Below are 20,275 nucleotides of genomic sequence, written 5' to 3' on the forward strand. Positions count from 1 at the left end.
GCAAGGTCTTGTTTGAAAAGGTTTTGTTCGCAGGTGATTACCGCTTGATGCGCTTCTGATCAGCGCGAAGAGGGCGCAGGCGATCAGGATGCGGACGAGCGAGCACGAGCTCGCATCGGGTGAATACGCGCAGCGCAGCCCGAGGAGCCGGGACGCCCCGCCAGAGGGCGGTCCCGGCCACGAGCGTCGCGCGCCGGAGGCTCAGACCGCGTGCGTCGGCACGCCCGGGGTGGCGATCGCGCCGCTGAGCAGCTTGCCCGCACCGGGCACTCGGGGTTCGAGTCCGAGTTCGGACAGGATCCGGAAGGTGGTGGCGGTCGCGGCCGAGAGCACCGGGATCCCCACCTCGTCCTCGACCGGCTGGATCGAGGGCAGGGACGGCATCTGCACGCAGGCCGACAGGACCAGCGCGTCAGCGTTGGACAGGTCGAGCTTGCGGTAGTGCTCGCGCAGATCGGCCGGATCCAGCCGCGCCACGGCGAGGTTGTCCGGCACCTCCAGCGAGAGCGCGTCCACCACCTCGATCCCGGCGTCCTCGATGTAGTCCGCCACCGCCTTGGTCAGCGGCTTCATGTACGGCGTCAGGATCGCGACCTTGCGCGCACCCAACGCGCCGATGCCGGACAGCAGTGCACCGGCACTGGAAACGACCGGGGCATCGGAGCCCTCGGCGCGCAGCGCGCGGGTGATGTCGTCCTCCGCGGTGCAGTGGTAGCCCGGCCCCTGCGCCATGATCGCCACCAGGCACGCGGTGGCCACGACCGCCGGGCGAGCGTCGGCCAGTTCCGCCGCCGCTCGTTCGGCCTGCGCGTTCATCGCCCGCAGTTGTTCCGGGGTCACGTGCTGCATCCGCGCCCGCGCGGAGTGGAAGATGAACCGGTCCCCCGGATCGACCTCCTCCCGAGCTCGCAGCATCCGCGGCAGCTCGGTCTCCATGGTGAGGTTCGAGCTGGGCACGATCATTCCGATGTGGTGCTCGCGCACCGCCGCGCCCGCGCTCATCGCCGACCGACCGGGCGCATCTCGGCAACGGTCAGCTCGCCCGCGTCGACGATCAGCTCGTCGTCGAGGTACAGCGAGTTGCCGCGCATCGGGATGTCGAAGTGGCAGGCGGTGTCGTTCGGGCCGCCCAGCTCGTTGTTCGGCCCGATGGAGAACATCACGTTGCCGTAGAAGCTGCGCAGCTCCATGCCCATCCCGCCGGGGAACTGGGTCAGGCCGTGCCAGTGGGCACGCTCGTCGAGACCCCAGCCGACGTGGCTCATGCCGTAGCCGCGCGGGTCGTCGAAGCTCTCGATGTACGAGCGCAGCAGGTCCGCGTCCAGCCCGGACGACCCGGCGCCGCCGCGGATGTCCCGGATGAAACCCTTCTCGACGGTGATCTCCACCGGGGTCTGCACGTAGGTGTTGAACGGCAGGAGCACGTCCCCCGGCGAGAGCACGATCTTCCCGTCGACACCGTCGTCGGCTCCGCCGGTGAACACGAACGCGGCCGGCCAGTGGTCCCATCGACCTGGGGTGTCGGTGTAGCCGTACTCCGACAACGTCGGGTACATGCCGAGCTGGTAGGTGACGTCGGTACCGGCCGGGCTGGTGATCCGCATCGTGCTCGCCTTGGCCAGCAGCTCGGCGCCGATCTCCACCCGCTCGCGCAGTTCCTCGGTCGGCATCAACCGGGCGAGCAGCTCCGGCGGCTCGACGGCGGTCAGGATCCGGACTCCGGCGTCCTGGATGGCGAACTGCTCCTTGCTGAACAGCAAGAAGGTGCAGTCCACGACCATGTCGACGCCCTTGAGGGCATCCACGGCCTTGGGGATGTTCCCGAGGCCGGAGTCGCCCACGGCCCACGCCCCCGAGGCGCTCGCCGGCGAGGGCAACCGCATGTGGAACGCCGCAGCTCCCAACTGCTGAGCGGCCCACAGGAACGCGTCCGCGTACTCCGCGCGCTCCCCGCCGCGGGTGAGCACGACGACCGTCTCACCCTCGTGCACGCCGGACAGGCGCAGTTGCTGCAAGCAGATGTCGTTGAACAGGTTCTGGTCCACCGTTGACCACCTCCGCATGTAATCCGAGCACGGATTATCCGAGCACGCAAGAGTTGTTTTCGCGGAACCCGTGTGCACCCGAACCTGCGAGCCGCCAGTCCTGTACCAGTGCAACCATCCGGGCACGTATTATTAATCGGCACCTAACCCGGGTGCCGAGCTGCATGGGAGGAACGCAATGGGGGAGCCAGCGCGCACGGACCGACGTGTTGCAGATACGTCCGCCGTCGCTCCGGCACCACCCGCCGACCTGCTGGCCGCCCCCGGCTACGGCGCCCGCCGGCTGTACCAGGCCTACCTCGCCGCTTGGAACCGCCACGTCGACTCGGTGCTGACCGGTCCGCAGTTCGCGGTGCTCTCCGCCGTCCGCGCCTATCCGGGCAACGACCAGAGCTCGCTGGCCGGCGCCGCCGCGCTGGACACCTCGACGATGGCCGACTTGTGCCGCAGGCTCGAGCGACGAGGTCTCATCCAGCGCATCGAATCCCCGCGCGACGCCCGGCGCAAACTCCTGTCCCTCACCGAGGAAGGCGAGGCGGTGCTCACCCAGGTGCACCACCGGGCCCGGCAACTGGACGAGGCACTGCTCTCCGACAGCGACATCGCCAGCGACGCCAACATCGCAACACTGCTCAACGCACTCGGCGCCCGCTGGGAAGCCGTCGCAGCATTCGAAAAACTGGACTGAGCCGGGCGCGATACCCGCGCCCACGCAACTGGATCAAGCATTGGTGCTCAGCGAGATCGCGCGACCGCAGGGCAAGCGCTCCGCCCATGCGACAGGCGGTTTCGGTGTGCAGCCTCCCGAGAGGGAGATTCAGCACGGATAGAAGGACAGCGGACACGCGCGCAGTGCGGCCGGCCACTCCACCGCCTGGCGGCTCACGACCTGCTCAGCCAACGGCCCCACCCCGCGCAGTCGCATCCTCGGATGGCATGCACGGAGCGGGGCCGCGAACATCGTCTGGACCGGGGCCGAGACTCGTCGGGCCGCCGGTCGTCGTCGGAGAGAGCTGCGGGAACCTAGCCGGCGTTTGCGATCTTGACCAGCATCTTGCCGGTGTTCTCGCCGCGCATCATGCCGAGGAACGCCTCCGGCGCGTTGCGCAGGCCCTCGACGACAGTCTCCCGGTAGCTGATCTTGCCCTCGCGCAGCCAGCCGCCGACCTCGGCGAAGAACTGGTCCTTGCGGTGCGCGTGGTCGATGACGATGAAGCCCTGCAGCTTCAGGCGCTTGGAGACGATCTTGAACAGGTTGTTCGGGCCGGGCTTCGGCTCCGCGTTGTTGTACTGCGAGATCATGCCGCACTCCGCCACTCGGCCGAAGTCGTTGAGCACCTCGATGGCGGCCTCCAGGTGCTCGCCGCCGACGTTGTCGAAGTAGACGTCGATGCCGTCGGGCGCGGCGGCCTTGAGCTGCTCGACGACCGGGCCGTCGTGGTAGTTGAACGCGGCGTCGAAGCCGAGTTCGTCGACGAGGTAGCGGACCTTCTCGGCCGACCCGGCGCTGCCGATCACCCGGGACGCGCCGCGCAGCTTGGCGATCTGCCCGGCCAGCGAGCCCACCGCCCCGGCCGCGCCGGAGATGAACACCACGTCGCCTTCCTTCTGCGCGGCGATGTCGGCGAGCCCGACGTAGGCGGTCATGCCGGGCATGCCGAGCACGTACAGGTAGGCGCTCAACGGCGCGACCTGCGGGTCGACCTTCACGGCGTGCTTGGCGTCGAACGTCGCGTAATCCCGCCAGCCGAAGTAGTGCAGCACGAAGTCGCCGGGCTGGAAGCCCTCGGCGTTGGCGGCGACGACCGCGCCGACCGCGCCGCCCTGCATCGCCTTGCCCACCTCGAAGGGCGGCACGTACGACCTGCCCTCGTTCATCCGCCCCCGCATGGCCGGGTCGACGCTCATCCAGACGTTGCGGACCAGCAGCTCGCCCTCGCCCGGCTGCGGCTGCTCGACCTCGACGACGTCGAAGTTCTCCTGCGTCGGCCAGCCCTTCGGGCGGGACGCGAGGCGGATCTCCAGGCCCTTGCTCATCGTTGCTCCTCCATCGGTGCGGTCGACACCGACCATACATAAAGTGTCAGTCGCTGCCAATTGTCGCTACGTGACTTATGTCGTCCTCTGGCATAATGACGGACATGAGTGCCCCGACCGACCAGGGTGGCCTGCGCGCCCGCAAGAAGCAGCGCACGCGGGCCGCGCTGATCGACGCGGGCCTGGACCTGTTCCTCACGAAGGGCTACGACGCGACGACCATCGACGAGATCGCCGCCGAGGTGGAGATCTCGTCGCGCACGTTCTTCCGCTACTTCGCGGGCAAGGAGGACGTCGCGCTGGCCAAGGGCGACGAGTTCGACGAGCTGGTGCTCGAAGCCCTCGCCACCCGGCCCGCCGCCGAACCGCCGCTGCTCGCCCTGCGGCACGCGGTGCTGGCGATGATCCACGAGGCCGCTGCGGGTGACGGCGTCCGCCGGTTCCTCCAGGTCCAGCACCTGATCAACAAGACACCGGCGCTGCTGGCCGGCAACCTGCGCCGCGCGGCGGGCAGCGAAGAGCGGCTGACCACCGAGATCGCCGCGCGGCAGGGCGTCGACCAGGCCCACGACATGCGGCCCCGGGTGCTCGTCGGGATGGTCTGCGCGGGCCTGCGCATCGGCCTGGAGACGATGTGCGCCGACCCGCGCCGCGACCTGGAGCGGCTGGTCGAGCTCGTCGAGGAAGCCATCGACCTGGCCACCGCCGGGATCCCGCAGCGCTGGGGCGACGACCCGCACACCTGGTGAACGCGCCGGCTCAGAGCCTCGGCCAGGGGCGCTGCGCGGGGCGGAGCTGCTCGTACGCCCTGGCCAGGGCGAGGGTGCCCAGGTCGTCGAAGCGCTTGCCCGCGATCTGCAGGCCGATCGGCAGGCCCTCCGGGGTCCAGCCGCAGTTGACCGACACCGCCGGCTGGCCGGACATGTTGTAGGGCAGCGTGAACGCGATGTGCTCCATCGCCCGCATCGGATCGCCCGTCGGGTAGGCCTGCTCCGCCGGGAAGGCCGCGATCGGCGCCACCGGGGACAGCACGTAGTCGAAGTCCCGGGCCACCCGGTTGGCCGCCACCGAGATCGCGTCCATCTGGCTGAAGCCGTGGAACACCTCGGCCGCCGAGACGTCCTCGGCGCTGGTCGCCCACTGCGCGATGCCGGGCAGGATCTTGGCGCGGCGCTCGGCGGGCAGCGCCGAGATGTCGGTGAACGACCGGAAGCGCCAGAACAGGTCCATTCCGTCGAGCATCTCGCGGGACAGGAACGGGTCGATGGGTTCCACCGCCGCCCCTGCGGAGGCGAACAGCTGCGCCGCGGCGGTCACGGCGGCGGTGACCGCGGGCTCGACCGGCAGCCCCACCCGGTGGTCGAGCAGCAGGGCGATGCGCAGGCCGCGCACGTCGCGGTCCAGCCGCGTCCAGTCGACGTCGGCCGGGGGAAGCGCCGTGTGGTCGCGCTCGTCCGGGGCCGACAGCACCGACGTCAGCAGCGCGGCGTCCGCGACCGTGCGGGTCAGCGGGCCGATGACCCGGCCGGGATACGGCGGCGAGACCGGGATGCGGCCGAAGCTGGGCTTGAGCCCGACCACCCCGCACCAGCCGGCGGGCAGCCGCACCGAGCCGCCGATGTCGGTGCCCACGTGCAGCGGCCCGTAGCCCGCGGCGGCCGCCGCGCCCGCCCCGGCGCTGGAACCGCCGGGCGTTCGCGTCAGATCCCACGGGTTGCGGGACAGGTGGTGGAAGCTCGACGCGCCCGAGGAGAGCATGCCGTAGTCGGGCATGGTGGTCTTGGCGAAGATCACCGCACCGCCCTCGCGCAGCCGTGCGGGCGCGGGCGCGTCGCCCGCGGCCGGGATCAGCTCGGTGGCCGCGGTGCCCTGCGGCACCGGCGTCCCCTTCGTGGCGATGTTCTCCTTGACCGTCACCGGCACCCCGTCCAGCGGCCCGGCCGGTTCGCCGGCGTGCCAGCGCCGTTCCGACGCCCGGGCCGCGGCCCGGGCGCCTTCGGGATCCGGCGCGTAGAGGGCGCACAGCTTGGGCTCGCGGGAATCGACGCGTGCCAGCACCGCGTCGATGGCTTCGACCGGCGAGGCATCGCCCGCCCGGTACGCCGCCACCAGATCCACGGCCGGGAGGTCGGCCAGTTCTGTCATGCCACGTCTCCTCGTTCGCGTCCGAAGCCCCGAGTCTCGGCCAGCGCGCAGCGCGAGGAAAGTTGGCAACGTGTCCACACCGGGGGCGTGAACCGTGCACAACGTCAGTTGACTCGCGCCGGCCGCCGCGGACCGCGTCCGGTCCACTGTGGATTCCGCGCGTCAGTCCGGCCGAAGTGGATGCCCGGCCGGACCGGCGGTGAACTCCGCGGCTCAGCTCGGGCGGCGCGTTCGGCCCCGGGCCCGCAACTCGACGTTCGGCAGTTCCGGTGCGGGCAGCGCCGGGCCGCCGTAGCCGTGCACGACCCCGAACCGGCCGTCCGGGTCGGCGGCGGCGCGGCCGTGCTCCCACTCCGCCCTGGCCTGGGCGACCTCGTCGTGCGAACGCCCGACGAAGTTCCACCACATGACGATCTCCTCCTCGAACGGGACGCCGCCGAGCAGCATCGCCCGCGCCGGGCCGTCGCCCCGCACCGAGAGCTCGTCCCGACCGCGCCCGAGGTAGAGCATGTTGCCGCGGGCCAGCGGCCGGTCGTCGACGGAGACGCCGTCGGAGACCGCCAGCACCGCGTGCTCGAACTCCGGCTCCACCGGTAGCCGCAGCGTGCGGCCCGCCGCGATCGACAGGTCCGCGCCGACCAGCGGCGTGTAGGTCCGCGCGGTCGACTCGGCGCCGGCGAGCGCGCCCATCAGCACCGTCACGGCACCGTCCGCCGTGGACAGCACCGGCAGGTCGGCGTGGTTCTCGAAGTGCGGGGCGACGTCGCGCCGGTCACCGGGCAGCGCCACCCACAGCTGCACGCCGTGCAGGACCGGGCCGTGGCCGACCGGCGACTCCTCGGAGTGCGAGATGCCGAAACCGGCCGTCATCAGGTTGAGCTCGCCCGGCCGCACCAGCTGCTCGCTGCCCAGGCTGTCGCGGTGCAGCACCTCGCCGTCGAGCAGCCAGCTCACCGTCTGCAGGCCGGTGTGCGGGTGCGGCGGCACCTGCATGCCCGGCGCCCCGGCGATGTCGGCCGGACCGTAGAAGTCGGCGAAGCACCAGGCACCCACCATGCGCCGGTCGCGATTCGGCAGGGTCCGGCCCACCATCATCGCCCGCGGGCCGCCCAGCGGTACGGTGCGCGGTTCGAGAAGTTCGCATTCCCGCCCGGCGGCGGTCGCCACGCCACCGCAGCGCAGTTCGGCCGGATCGTGTTCCACGTTGCTCACCCGGCCAGCCTCCCCCATCCCGGGCTGCGTGCACAATCGACGGGACCGATGCCAATCGCTCTGGAGGCAGAACGTGACCAGTCCGACCAAGCCCGAGGTCGTGGACAACCCCGACGCCAAGCGGTTCGAGATCCGCGCCGACGGCGAGCTGGCCGGTTTCGCCGAATACCGGCTGCGCCCCAAGTCCATCGCGTTCGTGCACACCGAGATCGACTCCCGGTTCGAAGGCCGCGGCCTGGGCAGCGCCCTCGTCCGCACCGCGCTGGAGGAGGTCCGGGAGCGGGGCCTCGCGGTGCTGCCGTACTGCCCGTTCGTCCGCCGCTGGATCAGCACGCACCCGGACTACCAGGACCTCGTCCCCGCCGACAAGCGCGCCGAATTCGGACTTTGACAGTCCTTTGTGGTCAGTCCGGATGGTGAGCGGGGCGGCGCGGCGGGCCTAGGCTGGTGGTGGACCGGAAATCGAGACAACACCGATCGGAGCGCACGTGTCGCAACCGTCCCTGCCCCGCCGCGAACTGGGCCGCAGCGGCCCGCTGGTGAGCGCCATCGGCTATGGCGCGATGGGCCTGTCCGGGGTCTACGGCGCCGCCGACGACGCCGAGTCGGCCCGGCTGCTCGACCAGCTGGTCGACCTCGGCATCAACTTCCTGGACACCGCCGACGTCTACGGCGAAGGGCACAACGAGGAGCTGATCAGCGGCCTGCTGGCGAAGCGCCGCGACGAGGTCGTGCTGGCCACCAAGTTCGGCTCGAACAAGGAGACCGGCGGCGGCCGCCCCGAGTACGTCCGCCAGGCGGTCGAGGCGAGCCTCACCCGCCTGGGCACGGACCGCATCGACCTCTACTACCTGCACCGGCTCGACCCGACCACGCCGATCGAAGACACCGTCGGGGCGCTGGCCGAGCTGGTGCAGGCGGGCAAGGTGCGGTACCTCGGCCTCTCCGAGATCAGCGCCGGCACGCTGCGCCGCGCCCACGCGGTGCACCCGATCACGGCGGTGCAGCAGGAGTACTCGCTGTTCACCCGCGATCCGGAGGCCGAACTGCTGCCCGCGCTGCGCGACCTCGGCGTCGCGCTCGTCGCGTACTCGCCGCTGGGCCGCGGCGTGCTGACCGGCGCGTTCAGCGACATCTCGGACGTCGAGAACTTCGAAGTCCGCAAGAAGCGGTACCCGCGCTTCGAGGAGGAGAGCCTCCGCCACAACATCGAGCTGACCCGGCCGCTGCGCGAGCGCGCCGCGGACCTGGGGATCACCCCGGCGCAGCTCGCGCTGGCCTGGCTGCTCGCCCAGGGCGAGGACGTGGTGCCGATCCCGGGCAGCCGCCGGATCGAGCGGGTGGAGGCCAACATCCACGCCGCCACGACGCGGCTGGACCCGGCAGTCGTGGCGGAGCTGTCCGCGAAGTTCCCGCCCGGCGCCGCCGCCGGCGAGCGCTACACGCCCGCCGGGATGGCCCGGCTGGACCGGTGACCGCTCACCCGACGGTCGCGCCGAAGACCAACCCGAGCAGGTAGGTCACCGCCGCTGCCCCCGCTCCGATGGCGAGCTGCCGCAGGGCGCGGGGCAGCGGTGCCGCACCGGAGAGCACGCCGACGGTCGCGCCGGTGAGCATCAGCGCGAGCCCCACCAGCACGGCGGCGACCAGGACGGCGAGGCCGCCGGAGAGGCCGAACGCGAACGGCAGCACCGGGACCAGCGCGCCGGAGGCGAAGAAGACGAAGCTGGAGATCGCCGCCTTCGCGCCGGTTCCGACGACCTCGTGGTCGTCGGTGGACTTGTCGGCCGGCGGCACCGCCGGTTTGGGATTGCGCAGCAGCGCGTCCGCGCGGCGCTGGGCCTCCTCGGCGGACATCCCCCGGGCCCGGTAGACCAGGGCCAGCTCGTTCGCGTCGACGTCGAGGTAGGGCACCACGGCGCGGGCATCGGGATTCGGTGCCGCCGCTGCCAGCAACTCCCGCTGGGAGCGCACCGAGATGTACTCGCCGGCCCCCATCGACAGCGCGCCGGCCAGCAGCCCCGCCAGGCCGGTGAGCAGCACCGTCGAGGTCGGCACGTTCCCGCCGATGACGCCCAGCACCAGCGCCAGGTTGCTGACCAGGCCGTCGTTGGCGCCGAACACCGCCGCCCGGAAGGTGCCCGACACGCGGGCGCGCCCGCGCGCGGCCAACGCCCGCACCACTTCTTCGTGGATCCGCTCGTCGGCGGCCATCGCCGGCGGCGCGTCGCGGTCGGAGCCGTACGGCGAGCGGCTTTCCGCGCGCTGCGCCAGGGCGAGCACGAACACCGACCCGAACCGCCGGGCCAGGAACACCAGCAGCCGCATCCGGAACTGGCCGCGCCGCACCGGCCCGACCTCGTCGCCGAGCAGCGCCTCCCAATGGGCGGCGTGCCGTGCCTCGGCCTCGGCGAGGCCCAGCAGGATCTCCCGCTCCTCACCGGAGCGCCGGGCGGCCAGTTCCCGGTAGACCTCGGCCTCCTCGCGCTCGTCGGCGAGCCGTCGCCGCCACCGGCGCACCGACCGCGCATCGGCCTTGCCCGCTCGAGATCCGCTGTCCTGCACGCGCCAAGCCTCCCAGCAGAGATCGCCGTCTTCCACTCGAAGCATAGGTCCACTGTGGATTTTCAGCGCCGGATGGGCAGCAACTCCATCGAATCCGCCAGCACCCGGCGCGGCGTCGGCGGTGGTGGCGCCTCGGACGCCGGCCAGCCCAGCCGCAGCACCAGCTGGGGGTGGCCGGCCCCGCCGAGGACCGCCTCCCGGACCCGATCGCGCTCCTCGTCGACCTCGCCGAGGTGGTTCAGCGGGCAGCCGACCAAGCCGTCGCGCGCCGCGGCCAGCAGGACCGCGCTCAGCGCCTCCCCCACCGCCAGCCAGCTGTCGACGCCGTCGCCGCGGGTGGCCAGCACCGCGAACACGGCCTCATCGCCGAGCACCGGGAGCACCGGCTCGGGATCATCGAGCTCCGCGATCGCGCTCTGGTACGCGGCGGATTCCCGGAACTGCCCGGCCTGCCGCAACGACTCCAGCACGACCGAACGGTGCTCGGCGGCCCGCACCAGGACGCCGTGCTCCGTCTCGGCGGCGGCGCGCAGCTCCGCCAGCAGCTCGGGGGCGACGAGCTCCGACCGGAACGACCGCCGCTCGGTGCGCCGCTGCCCCGCCACGCCGGCGAGCGCGACCAGCTCCGGGGCCACTCGATCGCGCGGGCTGAACTGGATCGACGCCAGGTGTCCCGGCTGGGCCGGGTTCGGCAGCCGGTGCACCAGCGCCCGCCAGCCGAGCGCGGCGAACGCGACCCGCGCGTGGTGCAGCACGGCACCGCAGCTGATCACCTGCGCGCGCCCCGTCGGGTCGAGCACCTCGGGCAACCGGGACAGGTCCAGGAACAACTGCACCGATCGCTCGGCGAGCAGCCACCGCCACGGTTGGCAGTTGTGCGCGGAAGGCGCCCGACACGCCAAGGACAGCGCCGAGCACACGGTGTCGTACGACGGTGCCGAGACGCGTGTCATCCCAGCGCCAGCAGCCGCCGGACGCGGCGCGGCAGGCGCGGCAACCACCCGTCGCCGAACCTGCGGCGCGCTCCTCGCGGACGTTTCCCGATGATCGAACCGAACACCACCACCACGACCTCACGCACTCCGGACGGGCCACCATCGTTCGCACGACCGGGCTTATCGGTCCAGAGCAGAAAGTCACGGCGGTCGAGGCTAAGCGGCTGGCGCCGCTTCACATGCCAGAACAGCCCCTCAGTCGCCGAAGGCCGGGGGGCGCTTCTCCAGGAACGCCCGCATCCGCTCGCGCGCGTCCGCGGTCTGCGACGTCGCCGCCATCACCTCGGTGGCGATCGCGTACGCGTCGGCCTCCGGCCGGTCCAGCTGCGCGTAGATGGTCTGCTTGCCGACCGCCTTGGCGTGCCTGCTGCCGCGGGTGGCCCGGGCCAGCAGCGCCTCGACGGCCGCGTCCAGCTCCGCTTCGGGCACCACCTGGTTCACCAGGCCCCACCGCTCGGCGGTCACGGCGTCGACCAGGTCGCCGGTCAACGCCATCTCCATCAGCCGCTTCCGGCCGATGGATCGGGCCACCGGCACCGCCGGGGTGTGGCAGAACCAGCCGCCCTTGCCGCCGGGCAGCGCGAACCCGGCCGACTCGGCGGCCACCGCCAAGTCGCAGGTCGCGACCAATTGGCAGCCGGCCGCGACCGCCGGGCCGTGCACCCGCGCGATCACCACCTGCGGGACCGCGTGGATGGTGCGCATCAGCGACTCGCACAGGCGCAGCAGCTCGCGCATCCCGGCCAGGTCCCGGTCGGCCATGTCGCCGAAGTCGTGCCCGGAGCTGAACACCGGGCCCGCGCCCGCCAGCACGATCCCGGTCGCCTTCGTCTCGGCGGCCGCTTCGAAGGCCCGGCGCAGCTCGGCGAGGTGCCCCGCCGACAGCGAATTGCGGGTCTCGGGGCGGTTCATGGTGATCCGGACGGTCGCACCGTCCTGTTCGGTCAGCAGGTGCTGGTACTCCGGGTTGCTCATCGATGCTCCAGGGAACTCGACTCCGTCGTCGTTCTCCCGAGCCTCGCACAGCGAACACCGCCGCGGCACCCACCTGGCGGGGCAGCCGCAGAATGGGTCCATGTCGGGTTTCGAGACGGACCGGCGCACGCCGCCGGGGTTGCCGCAGACCGCCGACCGCGCCCTGCAGGTGCTGCTGGCCTTCGACCGGGCGAGGCCGGAATGGGGTGTCACCGAGGTCGCCACCGAGTTCGGCCTGCACACCTCGATCGCGCAGCGGCTGCTGGCGACCCTCGCGCACCGCGGTTTCCTGGTGCAGGACACCGCGAATCGCCGGTACCGGATCGGCCCGGCCGCGCTGCACCTCGGCCGGATGTGGGACCAGGCCGGCGCCCTGGACATCCTGGTGCGGCCGCTGCTCGCCGAGCTCGCCGAGGCGACCGGGCACAGCGCCCTGCTGGCGCTGCCGGACAGCGCGCACATGCGCTGCGTCGTGGTCGCGGAGGGCGCCGACGGCAGGCTGCGGGACTACCCGCTGACCAACGAGCTCTACCCGGCGCACGCCGGCGCCACGAGCAAGTCCTTCTACGCGTTCCTGCCCGACGAGCAGCGGTCCCGGATCTTCACCGACCGGCCGCTCGCCCGCTTCACCGACCGCACGGTGACCGACCTGGCCGAACTGGAGGCGCAGTTCGCCGAGGTCCGGGCGAATGGCTGGGCCTACACCGTCGGCGAGTACGACCTCGGCGTGGCGACCCTCGCGGTGCCGGTCTTCCTGCGCGATGAGCCCTACGGGAGCGTGAGCGTCGGCTGGCTGTCCGAGCAGTACCGGCACGACCCCACCGAGTGGGTGGAGTTGCTGCGCGAGGTCAGCTCCCGCGTCAGCCTCCGCCTGACCAGGCCGATCCCCCGGCGGCATCGGCGCGGCCGGTTGTGATCGGCGGTCGGATGTGATCGGCTTCCCCCACGCGGGTGAGAGGCCGCGCGCGGGGGCCCGGTAGGGTCTCGTCGGCGCCGGGGGCCGGACAGGAGGCTGATCTCATGAATCGCAAGGCCGTGATCGTGATCGTGGTGCTCCTGGTCGTCGTCTGCGGCTCGCTGCTGGTGCGCGACCCGATCGGGGCGGCGGACGTGGTCCGGTCCGGGTTCGACATGCTGGTCTCGGCGATCAGCGCCATGGTCAACTCGCTGACCACCTTCCTCCAGCACCTCTTCGCCGGCAGCTGACCGGCCGGGCCCCGCGCGGCGGCCGACAATTCATTCACCAACTGCATTGTCAGATATTTATCAACCTGCCGTCATCCGTGTTGGGTGAAAACGTCGCCATGATTCATTTCCGACACCTGAAGAAGCGGACAGGAATATAAAAGGATCGCGCCCAATACCCACTTGCCCAACACCGGAAACAGGCTTTGGAAAAAGCTAGGGACCAAATACCCGGATCCCTGCGGGCGCCGCGGAAGCAGCGCCGCAAAGACGAAAAAATCCGTCCGGCCAATGCGAAAGTCGGCTTGTCCTCCCCGGGGCGACCGCTTAGGGTGGGAACCGGTCACATCGAGGAAAGAGCCGGCCGAGGTCAGTGCCAATTGACATCGGCTACTGGGGAAGACCGACTCACCGGCGAAGTGGCCCGGCGCGGGGGAAAAGATTTCCGGCCGGTCCGCATGCCACAAAGCTCCCATCGGGCGTACGTTCGATCCAGGGCCCAGATCGAGCTGCCCGGATGGCATGCGGATGACTGGAATTCCCAAGCGCTGCGTGCAAGCGCGCGCCGGATCGCACGATCCGGCACGCGACGTGCATCGATTCCGGAAATGGTGATGGGAATGCAGATCAAGGATTCGTTCAGGTTCGACCGGTTCCGCAGCAACTGGGGCTGGGGAGGCGGCTGGGGCCGCGGCTGGGGCTGGGGCGGTTGGGGCTCCGGCTGGGGCTGGGGCGGCTGGGGCTCCGGCTGGGGCTGGGGCGGCTGGGGCGGCTGGTGGGGCGGCTGGGGCTGCTAGTGACCCCTGACGTCCACTGGACCGTTTCGTCATCGCGTAGCTCCCACCCCGCGGGGGTGGGAGCTACGCCCGTGCATGGGGGGTGAGGATTTGCCGGGCTTGGTGAACTGGCTGTTCCGGCCGGCCGACCGGGACACCGAAGGACTCGTCGAGCGCGCGCCGACGGTGCGGCTGCGAGAAGTCTTCCGCCGCTTCTGGCCGGATGCGCGGCAGTACCGCGGCTGGCTGCTGCTCAGCCTGGTGCTGGTGCTGGTGGCGCCGCTGCTGGACGCCGCCGCGATCTGGCTGTTCAAGGTGCTCATCGACGACGTGCTCACCCCGCGCAATTTCTCCCTCTTCCCCGCCATCGCCGCGGCGTACGCGGTGATCACGCTGGTCTCCGGCGCGCTGGACTTCTGCGGGCAGTACCTGGCGACGTGGATCGGCGAGAACTTCCTGAACAAGTTGCGCACCAAGGTCTTCGCCCACCTGCACACGCTGTCGGTCGGGTTCTTCGACCGCAGGCGCATCGGCGACACGCTGTCCCGGCTCACCGGTGACGTGGCCGCCATCGAGGGTCTGGTGCTCTCCGGCGTCGCGCAGACCTTCGCCTCGGTGGTGAAGGTCCTGCTGTTCGCCGGCGTGCTGTTCTACCTCGACTGGCTGCTGGCGCTGGTGTCCCTGGTCGGGGCGCCGCTGTTCTGGGTCGTCGCCAAGTTCTTCGCGCGACGGATCCGGGAGGCCTCCCGCGAGGTCCGCGGCCGCAGCGGCTCGATCGCCACCGTCGCCGAGGAGAGCCTCGGCAACGCGCCGCTGATCCAGGCCTACGGGCGGGAGCAGTCGGAGATCGACCGCTTCGCCAGGCAGAGCCGCGGCAACGTCGCCGCCGCGCTGGCGTCCGTGCGGGTCGGCGCGCTGTTCTCCCCGCTCGTCGACGTGCTGGAGGTCATCGGCGTGATGGCGATCCTCGGTGTCGGCATCTACGAGCTGTCGGCGGACCGGATCACCCTCGGCGGCCTGCTGGTGTTCCTGGTCTACCTGTCCCAGCTCTACACACCGGTCCGCAGCCTCGGCCAGCTGTCCAACACCGTCTTCTCCGCCGCCGCCAGCGCCGAGCGCATCATCGACCTGCTCGACCAGCGCCCGCTGGTGCAGAACCCGGCGCACCCGATCCCGCTGCCGCGGCGGGTCACCGGCCGCCTGGAGGTCGACCGGGTCACCTTCCGCTACCCCGACACCGCCGACGACGTGCTGCACGGGGTGAGCTTCTGCGCACTGCCCGGCCAGACCACCGCCGTGGTCGGCGCCAGCGGCGCGGGCAAGTCGACCCTCACCAAGCTGCTGCTGCGGTTCTACGACCCCACCCACGGCCGGATCCTGCTGGACGGCACCGACGTGCGGGCCGTGGACATCGCCGCGTTGCGCGCCAACATCGCCATCGTGCTGCAGGAAACGCTGCTGCTGGACGGCACCATCGCGGACAACATCCTGGCCGGGCGCCCGGACGCCAGCCGCGAACGGCTCGTCGAAGCGGCCGAAGCGGCCGACGCGCACGAGTTCATCCAGCGGCTGCCGGAGGGTTACGACACCCGCGTCGGGCAGCGCGGCCGGCTGCTCTCCGGCGGCCAGCGGCAGCGCATCGCGATCGCCCGCGCGATGATCCGCGATGCCCCGATCCTGCTGCTGGACGAGCCCACCACGAGCCTGGACGCCGAAGCCTCGCGGCGGATCCTCGCGCCGCTGCGGCGCCTGATGGCCGGTCGCACCACCATCGTGATCTCGCACAACCTGCTCACGGTGCGCGACGCCCAGCAGATCATCTACCTCGACCGGGGGACGATCACCGAGGCCGGCACCCACCACGAGCTGCTGGCCAACAACAACGGCTACGCCCACCTCTACCGGCTGCACCACCCGGAGACTCCGGCCGAGCCGGAAGCACCGGCCCGGCCGGACGGCCGACTGCCCAACAACTAGCGCCAGGACTCGCCGCGGCGCCGGGCGCGCAACCAGCGCTGCCCGACGCCGGCGAGCCGCTTCCCCTTGCGCACCAACAGGTTCTGGTTGACCAGGTGCTGCTGGTACCGCCACGGCGGCTGCACGCTGTGGCGGCCGGCCATCGCGAAGGTGAAGTCCACCGCGCCGCGATCGGTGTAGCGGTCGATGTTCTCGAACCACGCCATGCTGGTGCGCGCGGCGGTCTGCGCCAGGCGCAGCTGGGCGTGGCCCTCCTCGTCGAACTCCTTCAACGCGGCGGTCGTGTCGCCGTGGTCGAACAGGTACTGCGCGAGCACGATCGCGTCCAGCATCGCCAGCCGGGTCCCGGAGCCGATGGTGAAGTGCGTGGTGTGCGCGGCATCGCCGATCAGCACCATGTTCCCGTGCAGCCAGGTCTGGTTGTAGACCTGGGTGAACCGCTGCCACGCCGCGGGTTTCCCGCGGGACTGGCTGATCAGCGAGCCGCCCTGCAGCGGGCCCGCGAAGATCCGCTCCAGCAGCGCGACGGTGTCCTCCGGGCCCATCTGGTCCAGGCCCAGTCGTCGCCAGGTGGTGTCCTGGCATTCGACGATGAAGGTGCTGATGCCGGCGCTGGAGGGGTAGGCGTGGAACCAGATCCAGCCCTCGGGTGTCTCTTCGAAGTCGAAGGTGAACATGTCGAAGACCCGGTCCGTGCCCAGCCAGATGTAGGGGTTGCGGCCGTGGTCGACCTGGGTGCCGAACTCCTCGGCGTGGCGCTGGCGGGTGCGGCTGTTCGCGCCGTCGGCGACCACGATCAGGTCGGCGTCGGCGAACTCCGACAGGTCATCCGCGGCGTGCTCGTAGCGGACGTCCACGCCCAGCTGGACCGCCCGTTCGGCGAGTATCTCCAGCAGCGGCGCGCGGTTCACGCTGTAGCCGTATCCCCCGAGGTATGCCTTGTCCCGGCCGCGCATGGCGACGACCTGCTCCTGCCACAGCGTCGAGGCGGCGCGGATCCGCTCCGCGCTCTCCCGGTCGTTGCGGTACAGGGTGTCCAGCAGGTTCTCCCAGTACACGACGCCCCAGCCGTAGGTGGCTCCCGGCGGGTCCCGTTCGATCACGGTGATGTCGTGCCCGGCGTCCCTCATCTTGGCCGAAATGGCGAAGTACAGACCGGCGGGGCCGGCTCCGATGCACACAATTCTCACAGCACGACCTCCTGATAACAGGCGGGCAGCTGCGCAGGCGCACCGGGAGGCACGCCGTTGTCCGCGTGACGCTCTCGTTGTACACCGCCGCCCGGTTGGTCGCACTCCCACCCGGTGTGTCGGGGCACCCGCGCGCCGCTACTCCCCCAGGCCCGTGCGCACCGCGGACGAGACCTCCTCCAGGCCGCCGTCCTCCCGCAGCACCAGTGCTCCGGTGATCAGCCCCACCACCTGGCTCATGCTGTGCTCCCGGGGCGTCACCACGCCTACCCGGCGGCCGAGCCGGTGCACGTGGATCCGGTCCGCGATCTCGAAGACGTGCGGCATGTTGTGGCTGATCAGGACCACCGGCAGGCCGCGCTGCCGGATCCGGTCGATCAGCGCCAGCACCTTCCCCGATTCCGCCACGCCGAGCGCCGCCGTCGGCTCGTCCATGATCACCGCCTTGGTGCCGAAGGCCGCCGCCCGGGCCACCGCGACGCCCTGCCGCTGCCCGCCCGACAGCGTTTCCACCGGCTGCGCGATCGACTTCACCGCGATGCCCAGCTCGTCCAGCACCCGTTGCGCCTCGGCCCGCATCCAGCCCTGGTCGACCTTCCGGAACAGCTTCCCGAGCAGCCCCGGGTGCCGCTTCTCCCGCGCCAGGAACATGTTGGACGCGATGTCCTGCGCCGGGGCCAGCGCCAGGTCCTGGTACACCGTCTCGATGCCGTAGCGGCGGGCGTCCAGCGGCCCGCGGAAGTGCACCACCTCGCCGTCCACGCGGATCTCGCCCGCGTCCGGGATCAGCGCCCCCGACAACGCCTTGATCAGGCTCGACTTGCCCGCGCCGTTGTCGCCGACGACGGCCAGCACCTCGCCGGGCCGGACCTCGAAGTCCGCGCCGTCGATGGCGGTCACCCGGCCGTAGCGCTTGACCAGGCCGCGAGCGGAGAGCGTGGGCACCATCAGCCGTTCCTCCTCGTCACCCGGTCCACCACGACCGCCGCGATCACCAGGGCCCCGGTGGCGACGTCCTGGTAGAGCGCGTCGACGCCCAGCTGCGTCAGCCCGGAGCGCAGGACCGCGACGATCAGCGCCCCCATCAGCGTGCCCAGCACCGATCCCCGGCCGCCGAAGAGGCTCGTGCCGCCGAGCACCACCGCGGTGATCGAGTCGAGGTTGCCCAGCTGGTAGGCGTTCGGGTCGGCGTTGGGCACCCGGCCGAGCGCCTGCCAGGCGGCCAGCCCGAAGATCACCCCGGCCACCACGTACACCGACAGCAGCGTGCGGTTGACCTTGATCCCGGCGAGCCGGGCCGATTCCGGCGCGTTGCCGACGGCGTAGACGTGCTTGCCCCAGGCGGTCCTGGTCAGCGCGTACCAGACCCCCAGGTACAGCAGCAGCGCCAGCGTCATGCCGTAGGTGATCTCGATGCCGCCGAAGAGGTAGCGTCGGGTGCCGAGCCAGGTCAGCAGCGCGTCGCCGGTCGGCACCGCCTCGCCGTCGGCGACCAGCTTCGCCACCGCGGTGAGCATCGTGAGCATGCCCAGGGTGACGATGAACGGTGGCAGCCGCACCTGCGTCACCAGCGTTCCGACCACGGCGCCGATGGCCGCGGTGGCCGCGATTCCCAGCAGCAGGGCAACGAATCCGGGCGCACCGCCCAGCGCCAGCTTGGCCATGATCAGGGTGGCCAGCACCGCGGCCGAGGCGTTGGCCAGGTCGATGCCGCCGGTGAGGATGATCAGCGTCTGGCCGAGCGCGAGGGTGGCGATCACCAGCGACTGCTGCACCACCAGCGACAGGTTGTCCGGGTTCAGGAACGTGTCGGTGAACGCCGAGAACACCGCGATGGCGACGAGCAGCGCCAGCGCGGGCCCGACCGCGGGCGCGCGCAGGAGGAACTCCCGCACGCCCGGCCGCTCGCCGGTGTCCGGCGCGCGGAGCGTCGTCACTTGTCGCCCCAGCAGTTCTGCTCGCCCCAGGCGACCGCCTCGCTGCGCACGCCCGGCATCGGGTGGTCGGTGATCACCACGGAGCCGGTGTCGTGGAAGCCGCTGGGCTTCTGCTTCGTCTTGGCGTACTCCACCGCGGCGTCGACGCCCAGTTCCGCCATCTTGCCCGGGAACTGCATCACGGTCGCCCGGATCTGCCCGGCGGCCACGTTCGCCACGCCCTCGCAGCCGCCGTCGATCGACGCCATCACCACCGGGCCCGCCAGCCCGCGCGCCTGCAGCGCCGCATGCGCGCCGCGCGCCGTCGGCTCGTTCATCGTGTAGACGACGTTGATGTCGCTGGCGCGGGCCAACAGGTTCTCCGCGCCCTGCTGGGCGAGGTTCTGGTCGCCGTTGGCGTTCTGGGTGCCGAGGATCTCCGGCGCGCCTTCGGACAGGCCGATGCCCGCCAGGAATCCGTCGTGGCGGAGGGTGTTGACGGACGATCCGGCGGTGCCGTCGATCATCAGCAGCTTCGGCGGCGTCGCGCCGAGCGCGGCCTTGGCGTAGGTGCCTTGCTGCCGCCCGGCCTCGAAGTTGTCGGTGGCGAAGGTCGCGTCGACCGCGTCGACGGGTTCCGTCGCGGTGTCCAGGGCGATGACCAGGATGCCCGCCTGGCGGGCGCGGGCGATGGCGTCCAGCACGCCGGTCGAGGAGTTCGGCGTGATCAGGATCGTGTTCACGCCCTGCTGCACGAAGTTCTCGATAGCCCGCACCTGGCCGTCGTTGTCGCCGTCGAACTGCCCTGCCAGCGCGATGAATTCGGCGCCCCGCGCCTGCGCGGCGGCCTTCGCGGACTCGCGGAGCTGCACGAAGTACGGGTTGGTGTCGGTCTTGGTGATCAGGCCGATCTTGGCCGTGCCCGCCGGGCTCGCCGATCCACCGCCCCATTCGCGTTCGGCCGAACACCCTGCTGCGGTCAGCGCCAGCAGTGCGGCCGCGATCGTCAGGCCCCGTTTGAACATGATGCCTCCACGTCGAGGGCGTGCGTTCAAAGCTCTTTCCGACCGATCAACAACGGCATCGTAGGAACGCGACCATGGCCGGACAAGTCTTTCCCCGGTGGCCACCGGATCGGCCCATTGAGGACGGAAGCGGTGCCGGATTCCTTACGGGTCATTTCGAAATGCGGCGTCAGCCGCATGCGGTGGGGGACTCAGCTCGCACCGCCGCGGGTTCTCAGACGTCGTCCTCGCG

At 71.2% G+C, this 20,275-nt stretch carries 21 protein-coding genes; 8 read left to right on the plus strand and 13 right to left on the minus strand.

Annotated features, from left to right (window positions below; all coding sequences use genetic code 11):
• Window positions 1–201: 201 nt before the first annotated feature.
• Window positions 202–984 (minus strand): maleate cis-trans isomerase family protein, encoded by a 783-nt coding sequence (locus ACWEV3_RS04985; RefSeq protein ID WP_452612662.1) that lies wholly within the window; start codon window positions 982–984, stop codon window positions 202–204.
• Between the two features lie 14 nt (window positions 985–998).
• The gene (locus ACWEV3_RS04990) at window positions 999–2,045 is read right to left on the minus strand and encodes a leucyl aminopeptidase (protein ID WP_452612620.1); all 1,047 of its coding nucleotides are present in this window, start codon (window positions 2,043–2,045) and stop codon (window positions 999–1,001) included.
• 178 nt (window positions 2,046–2,223) lie between these two features.
• Between ACWEV3_RS04990 and ACWEV3_RS04995 the strand changes: the two genes are divergently transcribed.
• Window positions 2,224–2,733: a MarR family winged helix-turn-helix transcriptional regulator gene (locus ACWEV3_RS04995; RefSeq protein WP_452612621.1), complete on the plus strand. Its 510-nt coding sequence runs from the start codon at window positions 2,224–2,226 to the stop codon at window positions 2,731–2,733.
• 335 nt (window positions 2,734–3,068) lie between these two features.
• On the opposite strand, the gene ACWEV3_RS05000 is transcribed toward ACWEV3_RS04995, so the two are convergent.
• A complete protein-coding gene (locus tag ACWEV3_RS05000) occupies window positions 3,069–4,082 on the minus strand; it encodes an NADP-dependent oxidoreductase (RefSeq protein WP_452612622.1) in 1,014 nt (337 codons plus the stop codon).
• 104 nt (window positions 4,083–4,186) lie between these two features.
• Here ACWEV3_RS05000 and ACWEV3_RS05005 point away from each other — a divergent pair, with 104 nt between their 5' ends.
• Window positions 4,187–4,831, plus strand: coding sequence for a TetR family transcriptional regulator (locus ACWEV3_RS05005; RefSeq protein ID WP_452612623.1), 645 nt, complete (start codon window positions 4,187–4,189; stop codon window positions 4,829–4,831).
• Between the two features lie 10 nt (window positions 4,832–4,841).
• Here ACWEV3_RS05005 and ACWEV3_RS05010 read toward each other — a convergent pair whose 3' ends face one another.
• Both ACWEV3_RS05010 and ACWEV3_RS05015 read right to left on the minus strand, forming a co-directional pair.
• Window positions 4,842–6,227 (minus strand): amidase, encoded by a 1,386-nt coding sequence (locus ACWEV3_RS05010; protein ID WP_452612624.1) that lies wholly within the window; start codon window positions 6,225–6,227, stop codon window positions 4,842–4,844.
• A 213-nt stretch (window positions 6,228–6,440) separates the two neighbouring features.
• Window positions 6,441–7,439, minus strand: coding sequence for a pirin family protein (locus ACWEV3_RS05015; protein WP_452612625.1), 999 nt, complete (start codon window positions 7,437–7,439; stop codon window positions 6,441–6,443).
• 73 nt (window positions 7,440–7,512) lie between these two features.
• Between ACWEV3_RS05015 and ACWEV3_RS05020 the strand changes: the two genes are divergently transcribed.
• Complete coding sequence (locus ACWEV3_RS05020) at window positions 7,513–7,830, plus strand: GNAT family N-acetyltransferase (protein ID WP_452612626.1); 318 nt, start codon at window positions 7,513–7,515, stop codon at window positions 7,828–7,830.
• A 97-nt stretch (window positions 7,831–7,927) separates the two neighbouring features.
• On the plus strand, window positions 7,928–8,914 hold the full coding sequence (locus ACWEV3_RS05025; RefSeq protein WP_358575936.1) for an aldo/keto reductase: 987 nt from the start codon (window positions 7,928–7,930) through the stop codon (window positions 8,912–8,914).
• A 4-nt stretch (window positions 8,915–8,918) separates the two neighbouring features.
• Here the strand turns inward: ACWEV3_RS05025 and ACWEV3_RS05030 are convergent, their stop codons facing one another.
• The 4 genes from ACWEV3_RS05030 to ACWEV3_RS05045 form a co-directional block, all read right to left on the minus strand.
• The gene (locus ACWEV3_RS05030) at window positions 8,919–10,049 is read right to left on the minus strand and encodes a VIT1/CCC1 transporter family protein (RefSeq protein ID WP_452612627.1); all 1,131 of its coding nucleotides are present in this window, start codon (window positions 10,047–10,049) and stop codon (window positions 8,919–8,921) included.
• Window positions 10,050–10,066: 17 nt separating this feature from the next.
• Complete coding sequence (locus ACWEV3_RS05035; protein ID WP_452612628.1) at window positions 10,067–10,957, minus strand: Acg family FMN-binding oxidoreductase; 891 nt, start codon at window positions 10,955–10,957, stop codon at window positions 10,067–10,069.
• Window positions 10,954–11,085: a hypothetical protein gene (locus ACWEV3_RS05040; RefSeq protein ID WP_268951841.1), complete on the minus strand. Its 132-nt coding sequence runs from the start codon at window positions 11,083–11,085 to the stop codon at window positions 10,954–10,956. Before ACWEV3_RS05040 ends, ACWEV3_RS05035 begins: the two co-directional genes overlap by 4 nt.
• Before the next feature lie 109 nt (window positions 11,086–11,194).
• Window positions 11,195–11,974, minus strand: coding sequence for an enoyl-CoA hydratase-related protein (locus ACWEV3_RS05045; protein ID WP_452612629.1), 780 nt, complete (start codon window positions 11,972–11,974; stop codon window positions 11,195–11,197).
• Window positions 11,975–12,074: 100 nt separating this feature from the next.
• On the opposite strand from ACWEV3_RS05045, the gene ACWEV3_RS05050 reads away from it, so the two are divergent.
• From ACWEV3_RS05050 to ACWEV3_RS05065, 4 genes are all read left to right on the plus strand, one after another.
• A complete protein-coding gene (locus ACWEV3_RS05050) occupies window positions 12,075–12,890 on the plus strand; it encodes an IclR family transcriptional regulator (RefSeq protein WP_452612630.1) in 816 nt (271 codons plus the stop codon).
• A gap of 104 nt (window positions 12,891–12,994) precedes the next feature.
• Complete coding sequence (locus tag ACWEV3_RS05055; protein ID WP_132486206.1) at window positions 12,995–13,180, plus strand: hypothetical protein; 186 nt, start codon at window positions 12,995–12,997, stop codon at window positions 13,178–13,180.
• A gap of 599 nt (window positions 13,181–13,779) precedes the next feature.
• Complete coding sequence (locus tag ACWEV3_RS05060) at window positions 13,780–13,956, plus strand: hypothetical protein (protein WP_452612631.1); 177 nt, start codon at window positions 13,780–13,782, stop codon at window positions 13,954–13,956.
• Window positions 13,957–14,058: 102 nt separating this feature from the next.
• A complete protein-coding gene (locus ACWEV3_RS05065; protein ID WP_452612632.1) occupies window positions 14,059–15,912 on the plus strand; it encodes an ABC transporter ATP-binding protein in 1,854 nt (617 codons plus the stop codon).
• Here ACWEV3_RS05065 and ACWEV3_RS05070 read toward each other — a convergent pair.
• The 4 genes from ACWEV3_RS05070 to ACWEV3_RS05085 form a co-directional block, all read right to left on the minus strand.
• A complete protein-coding gene (locus ACWEV3_RS05070; RefSeq protein WP_452612633.1) occupies window positions 15,909–17,102 on the minus strand; it encodes an FAD-dependent monooxygenase in 1,194 nt (397 codons plus the stop codon). The two genes, ACWEV3_RS05065 and ACWEV3_RS05070, sit on opposite strands and share 4 nt — an antisense overlap.
• A gap of 138 nt (window positions 17,103–17,240) precedes the next feature.
• Window positions 17,241–18,050, minus strand: coding sequence for an ATP-binding cassette domain-containing protein (locus ACWEV3_RS05075; RefSeq protein WP_452612634.1), 810 nt, complete (start codon window positions 18,048–18,050; stop codon window positions 17,241–17,243).
• Window positions 18,050–19,039, minus strand: a complete 990-nt coding sequence (locus ACWEV3_RS05080) for an ABC transporter permease (RefSeq protein WP_452612635.1) — start codon at window positions 19,037–19,039, stop codon at window positions 18,050–18,052. Before ACWEV3_RS05080 ends, ACWEV3_RS05075 begins: the two co-directional genes overlap by 1 nt.
• Window positions 19,036–20,043 carry a substrate-binding domain-containing protein gene (locus ACWEV3_RS05085; RefSeq protein WP_452612636.1) on the minus strand — a complete coding sequence of 336 codons (1,008 nt, stop codon included), beginning with the start codon at window positions 20,041–20,043 and terminating at the stop codon, window positions 19,036–19,038. The genes ACWEV3_RS05080 and ACWEV3_RS05085 overlap by 4 nt, the downstream gene beginning before the upstream one ends.
• Window positions 20,044–20,275 lie beyond the last annotated feature (232 nt).

The organism is Saccharopolyspora sp. NPDC003752 (genome assembly GCF_053605825.1).

Excerpts from the sequence above, each read along its gene's own strand:
- ACWEV3_RS04995 (WP_452612621.1), top strand. The coding sequence starts at position 2,224 with ATGGGGGAGCCAGCGCGCACGGACCGACGTGTTGCAGATACGTCCGCC.
- ACWEV3_RS05000 (WP_452612622.1), bottom strand. The coding sequence starts at position 4,082 with ATGAGCAAGGGCCTGGAGATCCGCCTCGCGTCCCGCCCGAAGGGCTGG.
- ACWEV3_RS05005 (WP_452612623.1), top strand. The coding sequence starts at position 4,187 with ATGAGTGCCCCGACCGACCAGGGTGGCCTGCGCGCCCGCAAGAAGCAG.
- ACWEV3_RS05010 (WP_452612624.1), bottom strand. The coding sequence starts at position 6,227 with ATGACAGAACTGGCCGACCTCCCGGCCGTGGATCTGGTGGCGGCGTAC.
- ACWEV3_RS05030 (WP_452612627.1), bottom strand. The coding sequence starts at position 10,049 with ATGCTTCGAGTGGAAGACGGCGATCTCTGCTGGGAGGCTTGGCGCGTG.
- ACWEV3_RS05035 (WP_452612628.1), bottom strand. The coding sequence starts at position 10,957 with ATGACACGCGTCTCGGCACCGTCGTACGACACCGTGTGCTCGGCGCTG.
- ACWEV3_RS05045 (WP_452612629.1), bottom strand. The coding sequence starts at position 11,974 with ATGAGCAACCCGGAGTACCAGCACCTGCTGACCGAACAGGACGGTGCG.
- ACWEV3_RS05050 (WP_452612630.1), top strand. The coding sequence starts at position 12,075 with ATGTCGGGTTTCGAGACGGACCGGCGCACGCCGCCGGGGTTGCCGCAG.
- ACWEV3_RS05055 (WP_132486206.1), top strand. The coding sequence starts at position 12,995 with ATGAATCGCAAGGCCGTGATCGTGATCGTGGTGCTCCTGGTCGTCGTC.
- ACWEV3_RS05060 (WP_452612631.1), top strand. The coding sequence starts at position 13,780 with ATGCAGATCAAGGATTCGTTCAGGTTCGACCGGTTCCGCAGCAACTGG.
- ACWEV3_RS05075 (WP_452612634.1), bottom strand. The coding sequence starts at position 18,050 with ATGGTGCCCACGCTCTCCGCTCGCGGCCTGGTCAAGCGCTACGGCCGG.
- ACWEV3_RS05085 (WP_452612636.1), bottom strand. The coding sequence starts at position 20,043 with ATGTTCAAACGGGGCCTGACGATCGCGGCCGCACTGCTGGCGCTGACC.